This window comes from Streptomyces physcomitrii (assembly GCF_012273655.1).
Lineage (GTDB): Bacteria > Actinomycetota > Actinomycetes > Streptomycetales > Streptomycetaceae > Streptomyces > Streptomyces physcomitrii.
This window is the reverse complement of sequence record NZ_JAAWWP010000005.1, coordinates 28,271-40,746: the sequence shown is the minus strand read 5'-3', so window position 1 is coordinate 40,746 and position 12,476 is coordinate 28,271. Positions and strand designations below refer to the sequence as shown.

General features: G+C 72.7%; 8 protein-coding genes and 1 tRNA gene. 4 read left to right on the top strand and 5 right to left on the bottom strand.

What is annotated here, in order from left to right; translation table 11 throughout:
• The first annotated feature begins 36 nt into the window (after positions 1 to 36).
• The 4 genes from tmk to HFV08_RS10015 all read left to right on the top strand — a co-directional run bounded on the left by tmk (position 37) and on the right by HFV08_RS10015 (position 7,501).
• Positions 37 to 3,522, top strand: a complete 3,486-nt coding sequence (tmk, locus tag HFV08_RS10030) for a dTMP kinase (protein ID WP_168538001.1) — start codon at positions 37 to 39, stop codon at positions 3,520 to 3,522.
• 508 nt (positions 3,523 to 4,030) lie between these two features.
• The gene (locus HFV08_RS10025) at positions 4,031 to 5,236 is read left to right on the top strand and encodes a DNA polymerase III subunit delta' (protein ID WP_168537999.1); all 1,206 of its coding nucleotides are present in this window, start codon (positions 4,031 to 4,033) and stop codon (positions 5,234 to 5,236) included.
• 317 nt (positions 5,237 to 5,553) lie between these two features.
• Entirely contained in the window at positions 5,554 to 7,254 is a 1,701-nt protein-coding gene (locus HFV08_RS10020) for an alpha/beta hydrolase (RefSeq protein WP_168537997.1), read from the top strand.
• A gap of 173 nt (positions 7,255 to 7,427) precedes the next feature.
• Positions 7,428 to 7,501 (top strand) — tRNA-Thr (locus HFV08_RS10015).
• A gap of 47 nt (positions 7,502 to 7,548) precedes the next feature.
• On the opposite strand, the gene HFV08_RS10010 is transcribed toward HFV08_RS10015, so the two are convergent.
• From HFV08_RS10010 to HFV08_RS09990, 5 genes are all read right to left on the bottom strand, one after another.
• A complete protein-coding gene (locus tag HFV08_RS10010; protein ID WP_168537995.1) occupies positions 7,549 to 8,934 on the bottom strand; it encodes a tyrosine-type recombinase/integrase in 1,386 nt (461 codons plus the stop codon).
• Positions 8,935 to 8,997: 63 nt separating this feature from the next.
• Positions 8,998 to 9,201 carry a helix-turn-helix domain-containing protein gene (locus tag HFV08_RS10005; protein WP_161236311.1) on the bottom strand — a complete coding sequence of 68 codons (204 nt, stop codon included), beginning with the start codon at positions 9,199 to 9,201 and terminating at the stop codon, positions 8,998 to 9,000.
• A gap of 456 nt (positions 9,202 to 9,657) precedes the next feature.
• Complete coding sequence (locus tag HFV08_RS10000; RefSeq protein ID WP_168537993.1) at positions 9,658 to 11,133, bottom strand: AICE element replication initiation protein; 1,476 nt, start codon at positions 11,131 to 11,133, stop codon at positions 9,658 to 9,660.
• 3 nt (positions 11,134 to 11,136) lie between these two features.
• Positions 11,137 to 11,970: a bifunctional DNA primase/polymerase gene (locus HFV08_RS09995; RefSeq protein WP_168537991.1), complete on the bottom strand. Its 834-nt coding sequence runs from the start codon at positions 11,968 to 11,970 to the stop codon at positions 11,137 to 11,139.
• Positions 11,971 to 12,107: 137 nt separating this feature from the next.
• A complete protein-coding gene (locus HFV08_RS09990) occupies positions 12,108 to 12,476 on the bottom strand; it encodes a hypothetical protein (protein WP_168537989.1) in 369 nt (122 codons plus the stop codon).

The window sequence follows — 12,476 nt, the reverse complement described above, 5'->3', positions numbered from 1 at the left end:
CGACGGCGAGCGGGAGCCTGCGGATAGGCTGTCAGGATGACGCGAACCGAGCAGCGGGCGGCCTTCCAGGCGGCCCCCGACGACGATCTCGCCGCCGATTCCCGGGAGCGCGCCGTTCGCGCCCTGCTGCGCGCGCCCCAGCTGAAGCGGCTGTGGAGCGCGCAACTGGTCACCGGGGTCGGCGACGTCCTCGCGCTCTTCGTCCTGGTGCTCCTGGTGCTCCAGGCGGCCATCCAGGAGAGCGCGTTCGGCGGCGGCTACCGCGGGGTGGCGTTCGCGCTCGCCGCGGTCTTCGGGGCACGCATTCTCGCCACCCTGCTCTTCGGCGCCGTCCTGCTCGGCCCGCTCAGCGCCCTCATCGCGCCGGGCACCAGGCGCGAGAAGCCCGCGAAGGCCACCGCGACCGGCGCCACCGCCACCGGGGAGAAGCAGCCCGGCGCGGGCAGGCGCGAGGCAGGCGCCAAGCGCGAGGGCGGACTCCTCGACCGCCGCTGGACCATGGCCGGCGCGGACGGACTGCGCGCGCTCCTGCTGATCGTCGCCCCGCTGTGGATCGACTGGTCCCCGCAGAACGCCCTCGCGGTCCTGCTGGTCACCGTCTTCGTCGCCGGGGTCGCCGAGCGCTTCTGGACCGTCTGCCGGGAGAGCGCCGCCCCCGCCCTGCTGCCCGCGCCGCCGCCGGAGGGCGCCAGCGTGCGCCCGCTGCCCGACCACCAGGACGCGCTGCGCCGCCTCTCGCTGCGTACCGCCTTCGTCGCCGTGCCCCTCGCGGCGGCCGCCCTCGTCGTCACCGGCCTGCTCACCAAGGCTCTCGGCACCGGCATCGACTGGTTCGGCGCGCACCAGGCCTCGCTCACCTCGTATGTGGCCGCGGGCCTGTTCGCCGCCTCGCTGTCCGTCGTCGTCTTCCTCGAACTGCCCGCGACCGCCACCCCGCGCCCGCGCTCCCCGCTGGAGGGACTGCGCCGCCCCCGCCACCAGGACGGCCGCGACAAGGGCCGCACCGGCGCCATCCCGCTCCTCGTGCTCGCCTGCGCCGCCCTCGCCGGGGCGGTCTCCGCCGCGGTCGCGGTCGCCGTGCTGCACGGCACGGACCTCGACGGCGGTCCGGTCACCTACGGGCTCCTGGTGCTCGCCCTGAGCGGCGGCACCGTGGCGGGCATCCGCCTCGCCCCCTCCGTACTGCCGGTCCTCTCCCGGCGCCGCCTGCTCGCGCTCTCGCTCGCCGTGACCGGGATCGCCCTGCTCGCCGCCGGACTGGTACCGGACCTCGCGACCGTCGTCGTCATCCTCGCCCTCGGCGCGACCGCCGCGGGCATCGCCGCCCACACCGGCCACCTCCTGATCGACCAGGAGACCGAGGAGCCCCGCCGCGCCCGGATGACCACCCATCTGCAGGCGGTGGTACGGGTCTTCGTCGCGCTCGGCACCCTCGCCGCCCCGCTGCTGGCCGCGGCGATCGGCCCGCACCGCCTCGGCAACGGCGACTTCGTCTTCGCGCACGGCGGCGCCGCGTTCACGCTGATGCTGGTCGGCGCGCTGCTGCTGCCGGTCGCCGCCCTGGTCCTCGCCAAGTCCGACGACCGCTCCGGGGTGCCGCTGCGCCAGGACCTGCGGGAGGCGCTGCGCGGCGCGGACCCGGTCCAGGCGCCGCCGGCCACCGGCTTCTTCCTCGCCCTCGAAGGCGGCGACGGCTCCGGGAAGTCCACCCAGGCCGAGGCGCTCGCCGAGTGGATCCGCGCCAAGGGCCACGAGGTCGTGCTCACCCGCGAGCCGGGCGCCACCCCGGTCGGCAAGCGGCTGCGCTCCATCCTGCTCGACGTCTCCAGCGCGGGTCTCTCGCACCGCGCCGAGGCCCTGCTCTACGCGGCCGACCGCGCCGAGCACGTCGACACGGTGGTACGGCCCGCCCTGGAACGCGGCGCCATCGTCATCAGCGACCGCTACATCGACTCCTCCGTCGCCTACCAGGGCGCCGGACGCGATCTGTCGCCGACCGAGGTCGCCCGCATCTCGCGCTGGGCCACGGACGGACTCGTACCCAATCTGACCGTGCTGCTGGACGTCGCGCCCGAGACGGCGCGCGAGCGCTTCACGGAGGCGCCGGACCGGCTGGAGTCGGAGCCCGCGGAGTTCCACGCCCGGGTGCGCTCCGGGTTCCTGACGCTGGCGGCCGGTGACCCCGGGCGCTACCTCGTGGTGGACGGCGGGCAGGAGCCCGAGGCCGTCACGGCGGTCGTCCGGCACCGGCTGGACACCGTACTGCCGCTCTCCGAGGCCGAGATCGAGGCCCGGGAGGAGGCGCGCCGGGCCGCCGAGGAGGAGGCCAGGCGCCGCGCGGAGGAAGAGGCGCGGCGCAAGGCCGAGGAGGAGCGCCTGGAGCGCGAGCGGCAGGCCGAACTCGCCCGCCTCCGCGCCGAGGAGGAGGAGCGCAAGCGCCGCGAACTCGAAGAGGCCCAGGCCCGCGAGGCCGAACGCCAGGCCGAGGCCGCCCGGCTGCGCGCCGAGGAGGCCCGCCGCAAGGCCGAGGAGGAGCAGGCCCGGATGCTCGCCGAGGAGCAGGCCAGGGCCGCCGAGGAGGAGCGCCGCCGCAAGGCCGAGGAGGAGGCCCGCCGGGTCGCCGCCGAGGAGGCCCGGGTGCATGCCGAGGCCGAGGAGCGCCGCCTGGAGAAGCAGCGCAAGGCGGAGGAGGCCCTGCTGCGCGCCGAGGAGGCGCGCCGGGCCGCCGCTGCCGCGGCCGCCGAGGCGAAGGCGCGCGCCGAACGCGAGGAGGCCGCCCAGCGGGAAGCCGCCCTCGCGGAGGCCGCCCGCCAGGAGGCCGCGGAGCGTGAGGCCGCCGCGGCACAGGAGGCCGCCCGCGCCGAGGCAGCCCGGCAGGCCGCGGCCCGCGAGGAGGCCGCCCGCGTCGCCGAGGCACGAGCCGCCGATGACCGGGAGACCACGGTGGAGACGCCCATGGTGGGCAACCCGCCGCCCGGGACCGGCCACCCGGACAACGAGATCACGGTCGAGAACCCCGTGGTGCGGGACACCGGCCGTGCGGACAGCAGCCGTCACGACAGCGGCCGTCCGGACAACGAGACCACGGTGCCGACCCCGGTCGTGGCCCCGCCCGCGGACGCGGCGGAGACCACGGTCCTGCCGCCGGTCCGCCCCGAGGACCACCACGACTCCGAGGAGACCACGGTGCTGCCCCAGCCCGGGGCGCCGGAGCCGGGTGCCCGCGGGGCCGACGAGACCGCGGTGCTGCCCCAGGTGCGCGAGGAGCGCGGCGACCCGATCGACCGGGTCCCCTCGCACTACTTCCGGGAGGACTCCGGCAAGGGCCAACAGCCTCCGGAGCAGCCCGAGTCGAACGACCGCACCCGCGAACTCCCGCAGATCGACCCGGAGTCCGGCCGCCCGCGCCGCCGCTCCGACTGGGCCGAGGAGACGCCGCTCGACGACCTCCCGACCCTCGCCGACGAACTCCTCGGCCCGCACGAGGACGAGGACGAGCAGCCGCGCCGCCGCTGGCGCTGAGGCTCCGCCTCGGGGCAGGGCGCGTCCGACCACGCTCGCCTGATCGGGATCGCGCGGCTCGCCTCGCGGCGGGTCGCGCGCCCGGTGTCCGGTGAGGTGCGTGCCCGTCGTCCGGCGGGTGCGTGCACGCCGTGTGCCGTACGGGGCCCGGGTCCGCCGCTCACCGCGGGGGCCCGGGTCTTTGTTCGGCGGGGCGGACCGGTGTGCGGTGGGGCTGGGCTCGCGTGCTGTGTGCGTGAACTGGTGTGCGGCAGGGGCGGGTTCGGCCGTGGCGCGCGGGGGAGTTGTCCACAGGGCGCCCGGTTGTCGTAGGTGTGGACCACAATGGCCGCAGCGGAAACGCGGCGGCCCGGCAGTGGGGCGGGCTTCGGTTCCGCGGGCTCGGCGGCGGTGACGGTCGGCGGCGCGTGCCGGCGCCGAGGACTGCAGGACAGCAGGACTGCAGAACGGCGGGTCAGCAGGTGGGCGGAACCGAAGGACAGAGGGACAGGAGGCGGGTGACTCAGCCATGACCGTGTGGGACGACGTGGTGGGCCAGGAACAGGTCGCGGTACAGCTCGGCGCCGCGGCCCGGGACGCCGACGCCCTCGTCACGGCCGTGGAGACGGGCCAACCCCCGCCCGAGGCCTCGAAGATGACGCACGCCTGGCTCTTCACCGGGCCACCCGGTTCGGGGCGGGCGACCGCGGCCCGCGCCTTCGCCGCGGCACTGCAGTGCCTCAGCCCCGACCGCGCGCTGGGCGGCGCCCCCGGCTGCGGATTCTGCGACGGCTGCCACACCGCCCTCCTCGGTACGCACGCGGACGTCGAGGTCATCCGCACCGACCTGCTCTCCATCGGAGTGAAGGAGACCCGGGAGCTGGTCCGCAGAGCCCAGCTCTCCCCGGCCGGGGGGCGCTGGCAGGTCATCGTCCTGGAGGACGCGGACCGGCTCACCGAGGGCGCGGGCAACGTCCTGCTCAAGGCCGTGGAGGAACCGGCCCCGCGTACCGTGTGGCTGCTGTGCGCGCCCTCCATCGAGGACGTGCTGCCGACCATCCGCTCCCGCTGCCGCCTGCTGACGCTGCGTACGCCGCCGGTGGAGGCCGTCGCCGACGTCCTGGTGCGCCGGGACGGCATCGAGCCCGAGGCGGCCGCGGCCGCGGCGCGCGCCACCCAGGGGCACATCGGCCGCGCCCGCCGCCTCGCCACCGACGAGCGGGCCCGCAGCCGCCGCCGCGCCGTGCTCAAGGTGCCGCTGCGCGTCGAGGACGTCGGCGGAGCCCTGCGCGCCGCGCAGGAACTCGTGGACACGGCGGCCGAGGAGGCGGCCCAGCTCGCCGAGGAGACCGACGTCAAGGAGACCGAGGAGCTCAAGGCCGCCCTCGGCGGGCAGAGCGGCGGCCGCATGCCGCGCGGCACCGCGGGCGTGATGAAGGAGCTGGAGGACAAGCAGAAGCGCCGCCGCACCCGTTCCCAGCGCGACAGCCTCGACCTCGCCCTCACCGACCTCACAGGCTTCTACCGCGACGTCCTCGCCCTCCAGCTGGGTTCCCGCTCCGCCCTCGCCAACACCGAGGTCCAGGACGCCCTGGAGCGGATGGCCCAGGACACCTCGCCCGAGTCCACGCTCCGCCGCATCGAGGCCATCGGCGCCTGCCGCGAGGCACTGGAGAGCAATGTGGCCCCCCTCCTCGCGGTGGAGGCGATGACCCTGGCCCTGCGCGCGGGCTGACCTGCCCGGGGCCGGCGGCCTCGGCGGCCGCCGCCCTCCCGGCCGCCGCCCTCCCGGACACCGCCCTCCCGGACACCGCCCCCCGGACCCCGGCCGCCCCGCCCGGACCCCGGCCGCCCCGCCCGGACCCCGGTCTCCGCGCCCGGGACACCCGGATCCGACGCCCCCTTTCCTGTTCCTGCTCGCCTCCCATCTCGCCTCCCGATTCCCGCGCGCCACTCACCACACAGGCCGCCTCCTCACGCGGCCCAACTCCTCACACGGCCCACCTCCTCACCTACGGCGATGAAGCACATTCGGAGCGTTACCCTCGCCGCATGAGATCCCGTCCCCGCGCCCGCGCCCGTGCCAGTGTCCGCGTCGGAGTCCTTGCCGGTGCCGGTGCCGGTGCCGGTGCCAGTGCCAGTGCCGGTGCCGATGCCGGTGCCGGTGCGAGCGCCGGTGCCACTGCCGGCGCCGGTGCCCGTGGCACCCGCCGTCCCGGAGCCGTCCGAGTCGCCGGTGCCCTGCTCGCCGCCGCCGGACTGCTCGCCGCGGGCTGTGACTCGGGCGGCGACCGCGCGGACGCCGCCATGGCCGCGCTGCCCGAGAAGACCCCGTCCGCGCTGGCGCACTTCTACGGCCAGAAGCTCAGCTGGCGCTCCTGCGGCTCCGCCGGTTTCCAATGCGCCACCCTCAAGGCGCCGCTCGACTACGCGCACCCCGCGCGCGGTGAGGTGAAGCTCGCGGTCTCCCGGAAGAAGGCGACCGGCGACGGCAGACGCCAGGGCTCCCTCCTGGTGAACCCGGGCGGCCCGGGCGGATCCGCGGTCGGCTACCTCCAGTCGTACGCGGCCCTCGGCTACCCGGCCAAGGTGCGCGGCGCCTACGACATGGTCGCCGTGGACCCCCGCGGCGTCGCCCGCAGCGAGCCGGTGACCTGCCTGGACGGCAAGCGGATGGACGCGTACGCGCGCACCGACGTGACCCCGGACAGCAAGGCCGAGCAGGACGCCCTGGTGGCCGCGTTCAAGAAGTTCGCCGCGGGCTGCGAGAGCCGCTCCGCCGCACTGCTGCCGCACATGTCGACCGTGGAGGCGGCCCGCGACATGGACGTCCTGCGGGCCGTACTCGGCGACAAGCGCCTGAACTACGTCGGCGCCTCGTACGGCACCTTCCTCGGGGCCACCTACGCCGGTCTGTTCCCCGAACGCGTCGGCCGCCTGGTCCTCGACGGCGCGATGGACCCCTCGCTGACCGCCCGCCGGATGAACAGGGACCAGACGGCGGGCTTCGAGACGGCCTTCCAGTCCTTCGCCCGCGACTGCCTGACCCGCAAGGACTGCCCGCTCGGCACCAAGGGCACCACCACCGAGAAGGCCGGCGCGAACCTCTCGGCCTTCTTCGCCCGGACCGACGCCCGCCCGCTGCGCACCTCCGCCCGGAAGCGGAGCCTCACCGAGGCACTGGCCACCACCGGCGTCATCGCCGCGATGTACGACGAAGCCGCCTGGCCCCAGCTGCGCGCGGCCCTGAACGCCGCCATGAAGAAGAAGGACGGCACCAGCCTGCTCGCCCTCTCGGACAGCTACTACGAGCGCGAGAGCGACGGCACGTACACGAACCTGATGTACGCCAACGCCGCCGTCAACTGCCTCGACCTCCCCGCCTCCTTCAGCAGCCCCGCCGAGGTCGAGGCCGCGCTCCCCGACTTCGAGCGGACCTCCCCGGTCTTCGGCCGCGGCATGGCCTGGTCCGCCCTGAACTGCTCGTACTGGCCGGTGAAACCCTCCGGCGGACCCCACCGCATCGAGGCGAAGGGCGCCGCCCCCATCGTGGTCGTCGGCACCACCCGCGACCCCGCCACCCCCTACCGCTGGGCCCGCTCCCTGGCCGCCCAACTCGACTCCGGCCGCCTCCTCACCTACACCGGCGACGGCCACACCGCCTACGGCCGAGGCAGCGGCTGCGTCGACTCAGCCGTCAACACCTACCTCCTCACCGGCCGAGCCCCCACCCCCGGCAAACGCTGCACCTGACCACCCCCACCCCCCCACCAGCACCCCACCCATCCCGCGAACCCCCAGCTCAGCGCTCACCTTCACCCACCGACCGCACCCCCGAGGGCCGCCCCGAAAGCCGGTACGGAGCACCCCTCGAACCTGTGTAGACTTGGCGAGGCCGCCATCCGCACCCACGGATGCACAGGCACGCCGCCTTAGCTCAGATGGCCAGAGCAACGCACTCGTAATGCGTAGGTCTCGGGTTCGAATCCCGAAGGCGGCTCCGCTGAAGCCCCAGGACTCACTCGCCGTGACCTGGGGCTTTTGCTTTTAACGGATGCGGCGACGGCGCTGAGCGCGAGCCGCGCGGGTGTCGGCGGTCTCAGTTCTGGTCTCAGTGGGGCCCGCAGACGGCGGGGCGAAGAACTCTCCCATTCGCCGCATCGCGTCCTTCGACAGGTGTGATCTGCCCGTCACGTAGCGCCTCGTCTGGCTGATCTGGGTGTGCCGCAGGATCTCCATGATGGTGGGCATGTCTACGCCCAGCTCGTTCAGGATGGTGCCGGCAGTGTGGCGGCTCCCGTCGTAGAGGCGGCGGTCGTCGATCCCGGCCTCTCGGAGCAGCTCTTTGAACTCTTCGTAGTCGGCGCGGGGGTCGAGGGGGCGACCGTCCGGGCGCGAGAACACGACGTCGTATTCCTCCCACAGTTCCTCCGCTGCGGTCCGCAGCTCATCTTGCTGTGCCTTGTGGTCGAGCAGGAACGGGAGGAACACGGGCGGGATTGGTACGGCGTTCTGGCTCTTCTTGGTCTTGGGTCGGGTGAAGACGAGACCGCCCTCCTTGCGCTCAGGGCAGGCACTCGCGTGCTTCGAGCACGTCTTGGTGCACGGCTTGGGGCAACCGCGCTTGTAGCCCTTGTGCGTGGTGCAGTTCGGCGGGCACGGCTCGAAGCGGTGGAGGCGCGTCCCGCAGGCGCGAGGGTCGGTGCAGCCGTGCCGCCAGGTGAGGCGCTGTAGCTGCCACTTGGGGTGGAACAGCTCTGCCTCCAGGTCGACGTACGCCCAACGCAGGCCGAGCGTCTCGCCCTGCCGGAACCCCATGCCGACACCGACGATCCACCGCATGAAGGTGGGCCGCTTCGAGGCCGCCTCAAGGAACGCCTTCGCCTCTTCCTTGGTGAAGGGGTTCGCCTCGGTCTCGTCGACGCTGGGTGGGTCCACGAGCGTGGCGACGTTCTCGCCGACGATGCGGCGGCGGTGGGCAATCTTCAGGGCGCGAGACAGGATGCGGTGCACCTTCACTACGTGCGAGGGAGCGCGCCCCGCGTCGAGCAACGCTCGGTACATCCGCTCCAGGTGCTCCGGCCGCAGCTTGTCGATGCGGTGCTGACCGACGCCGGGGATGATGTCGTTGCGCGTCTTGGACCAGTAGTCGTCCAGGGACCGCGGCTTGAGCTTCAGGCTGGCGATGTCGGTCAGGTAGGTCTCCATCCACTTCGCGACGGTGGGCTTGCGGCCTGCGGCGGGTGCGTTGCCCTGGTCGCGCTGCCGTTCCAACTCCCGGACCTTGCGCCTGACCTCGGGCTCGGTCTTGGCGCGGCGGTGCCGACGGTCGGGGCTTCCGTCGTTCTTGACGCCCATCGTCACGCGGCCGTGGAACCAGCCGTCGGCGCCGAGGTAGATGGACGATTCCATGTTGGGCTTGCGGGGGCTCATGAACTCCTCCATGCGGGAGGCGCCCCAAGCGGAGTGCTCGGGGCGCCTCAGGGGGTGTGCGGATCAGTTGGGGAGAACGGCGAGGCTTTCCACGAAGGCTTCGAGGTCAGCACGCCGAATCCGGCGCGTGCGGCCCAACTTGATGTACTTCAGGGCGCCTTCGGCCATCAGCTCGTAGACGGTGGAGCGTCCAAGCGAGAGTGCCGTGGCAGCTTCCTCGGGCTTGTAGAGGAGTCGGTCGACAGGGGCAGCGATAGCCGTGCTCATCCGGGGGGTGCCTCCTCGGCAGTACGTCTTTGGGTGCCGTGTGTGTCCGAGCTGGGGATTTCTGCGTCATTGCGTCATCAGCGTCATTTGGGCTTCTGACCAGGGCTTTTGCATGACGCAGTGGTGTGGGTCTGCGTCATGCGTGTGTCATGGGCTGCGTCATCGGTGACGCAGCCCATGACGCAGATGACGCAGGATGACGCAGAGGTTGCCGTCTGCGTCATGTCTGTTTCCGCAGGTGCGGGAGCGTTTTTCGGCTTGCATGACGCAGATGACGCAGCATTTCCCTCCTTAGGAAAAAGGAGGGCGGTGTCTGTTGGTAGTGCATGCGCTCAAGAGCGAAGAAGGGGCCGCTTCGCGGCACGTCCTTTGGGCGGCGGCGAGCCGCCGAACAGCAAGAGGAGCACCCCTCGGCGCGGCGTGCTCCTCTTGCCTTTTGAACGCGGTCCGCGCCGGTCAGAACATCTGCTTCTGCTCGTTCGGGGGCGGGTTGCCCGCTCGTGCGATTTCGACGTAGCGGCCCTCGGCGGTGCGGCCCGAGTCGATGAACGTGCCGCGTGCGGCCAGTGTGGGCTGGATGCGCTTGAGGCGGTCGGAGAGGACCTTGCCCGTGGTCGGCCAGCCCTTGGGCAGGGGACGGCAGTCCTCGCCGCTGTAGAGCCCGCTGAGGAGGTGCAGCCACTCCGTGGACGTCATCCGCTCGTTTCCGCCCGGCTCGATGCTCTCGGCGTGCTTGAGGACGGTCTGCGCGAGCAGGTCCCCCTCGATCACGTCGTCGTTGAGATCGTCCAGGGCGGCCCGGTAGGCGGCGAGCGCTCCGAGCCCGGTCGCGGTGTCGAGCTGCGCGCACAGGTGCGCGAAGTCTGCCATCCGAAGGTCGGTCGGTGTCTCCGCCTCGACCGCGCGGACCTGGACGGTGAGGTCCAGGAGCGAGCCGAGCACGACCGGCAGGATCTCCGCGTACTCCGCCCACAGCTCCGCTTCGGTGCGCCGCACCGTGGGCCGCTCCAAGCGCAGCGGCAGGAGCCGTTCAGCGAGGTCGGGCCGGATGATGCCGACGTCAATGCCGGTCAGCAGCAGGGGGCGGCGGTAGCCAGTGCGGTAGACATCCCCGTCGGTGAACAGGGCTCGCTTGACGTCCTCGGCGCCGGTGACGATGCAGCACATGGCGTCGGACAGGTCAGATGCCATGTGGGAGAGGTTGTCCAGGGCTGTGACCCACCCGGCGGCGACGGCCGCGATCAGGTTCGCCTCGTCCTTCGGGGCGCGCCTCAGATCGCCGCTCATGCCCTCAATGATCCTCATGAGCATCCGCCCGCCCGTGGACTTGCCCGCGCCCTGAGGGCCGGTGAGGAACGGTGCTGGGACGGGCACGGACGGGCCTAGGCAGCCGATCAGCCACGCGATGGCCAGCGACTCGCTCGCGGCGGTGGCGAAGTTGCACAGCCGCAACAGCAGATCGATGCCCTTGCCGTCGGTGTCCTTGACGGGCAGCGGGAGTTCCCCGGTGAGCTGCGTGCGCCGCCAGCACACCTCATGCGGGTCGGGGGTGAGGATGTCCCACCCGGTGGGATGGATGCGCACCGACTGCCCGTCGTCGCGGCCCAGGTCGAGCCAGGTCGCGCCGTCGAATCCGGGCGCGACGCGAATGTTCACAGCCTGCGTGTCCTCGGTCAGAGCCAGTGCCTCGATCAGATCCAACGCCTCCTTCAGTGCGGTGCCGTTGAAGACGCCGATGCCGTCTTTGAACAGGCCGACCATGAGTTCCTGCCGATGGCTTCCCGTCGTGCCCTGGGAGCGGATAGGGCGGGCCACGGGGTGGCCGTTCTTCTGCGCGTAGACGGTGCCGTCGGCGGTGCGGAAGTAGCGGAAGTGCGCCTGCGCGTAGTCGGTGATGACCTCGCGGGCCGGGTTCTTCTCGTCCTCGGACATGGTTCACATCCCCAGTGCGGTGCGGGCGTTGGCCCACGCGTCGGTGCAGTGCCGGGCGGTCTCGCCCTTGGCCTGAGCGGCGGTGAACAGGCGCGCAATGTGCGTGTCGGTGAGGCAGCCGCACCGGCCGTGCGTGGAGAGCACCGCCAGGAAGGTGCGGTAGACGGTGGCGTGCACCGCGCTGGAGGCGTCGGTGACGCGCTGTTCGGCCATGGCAAGGCCACGCTCCAGATAGGTCGGCGTGCGGTGCGGGCACGGCCCGTTCCTGCCCGGTGCGCGGACCGTGACGGCCACCGGCCGGACGGAGGCGCGTTCCTTCACAATCAGCGCGCGCACCACGTCCGGGAGTGCCGTGAGGGTGCCGGTGCCGGGGCCGAGCCACCGGGCGTACTGCATGGTCGACTTGATGTCGACGCCGGGCCGTACCGCGTTGGCGGACTGCATGGCGCCCTGGTAGAGCCAGTGCTCGCCCCGAGTGGTGAGCACGGTCTGGGTGGCAGGCAGGCTCTCGCGTGCCCAGGCGAGGGCGTCGGCATCGTCTAGATCGACGACGGTGAGACCGGCGCCGCCGGGGTGGTAGGCGACCGCAGAAGCCTGCACCCAGGCGCGCCGCCAGATGCCCGAGGTGATGACGGTCGGGTTGGTGGTGGCGGCGGCCCAGCCGTGGCAGGGCGCCGGGCAGGCGCACGGGCCGGGGGTCCTCATGTTCGGCCGGCCGCCGCACGCGTTGCGGGTGCAGGTGCGGCAGTTGCCGAACGGCACCTTGCCCACCCTCAGCGGCAGGACCGGGAAGCCTGACGCAGCGAGCTGTAGGGCGGCGTATTGGTGCTCGTTCATGCCGTACAGGCGCAGGTACTCTCGCCGAATATCGGTCGGTTGAGTCATGCTAGGAGACCTCCACAGGTCTGTTGTGGGCAGGTGGACAAGGGCGGCCCCAGTTCTTTGGCGAGATGCGGGGGCCGCCCTTGGCGTAGCTACTGCTCGGCGGTGGCGCTGTAGCCGAGCGGGGAGAGCGCGTTGTGCGTGCGATCCAGGTGCTCGGTGAGCGTCTGCGCGATAAGTGCGGCGGAGGCGAGCGCGGACCGGGCCTCCCCGATGTGCTCCTCCGGGTCGCCGTAGTCGGCTGTGACGGCGCCAACCTTGCCGAGCCGTTCCACGAACGCGGAGAGCTGGTCGAAGGTCTGCGGGAGGCGCTGGGTGAGCGTCTTGAGCGAGGCGACCACGTCGTACGCGTCGCTCGGGTAGGCCAGCTCGCCCTTGACGTGCTGGGTGGCGTGGTTGAGGCTGCGGACCGATTCAGCGGCCTGGTCCGCCACCGCGGCGGGGGTCGGGTGCGTGGTCAT

Coding starts and splice junctions, on each gene's coding strand:
- HFV08_RS10010 (WP_168537995.1), bottom strand. CDS start 8,934: ATGAGCCCCCGCAAGCCCAACATGGAATCGTCCATCTACCTCGGCGCC.
- tmk (WP_168538001.1), top strand. CDS start 37: ATGACGCGAACCGAGCAGCGGGCGGCCTTCCAGGCGGCCCCCGACGAC.
- HFV08_RS10020 (WP_168537997.1), top strand. CDS start 5,554: ATGAGATCCCGTCCCCGCGCCCGCGCCCGTGCCAGTGTCCGCGTCGGA.
- HFV08_RS09995 (WP_168537991.1), bottom strand. CDS start 11,970: ATGAACGAGCACCAATACGCCGCCCTACAGCTCGCTGCGTCAGGCTTC.
- HFV08_RS10000 (WP_168537993.1), bottom strand. CDS start 11,133: ATGTCCGAGGACGAGAAGAACCCGGCCCGCGAGGTCATCACCGACTAC.
- HFV08_RS10025 (WP_168537999.1), top strand. CDS start 4,031: ATGACCGTGTGGGACGACGTGGTGGGCCAGGAACAGGTCGCGGTACAG.
- HFV08_RS09990 (WP_168537989.1), bottom strand. CDS start 12,476: ATGACCACGCACCCGACCCCCGCCGCGGTGGCGGACCAGGCCGCTGAA.
- HFV08_RS10005 (WP_161236311.1), bottom strand. CDS start 9,201: ATGAGCACGGCTATCGCTGCCCCTGTCGACCGACTCCTCTACAAGCCC.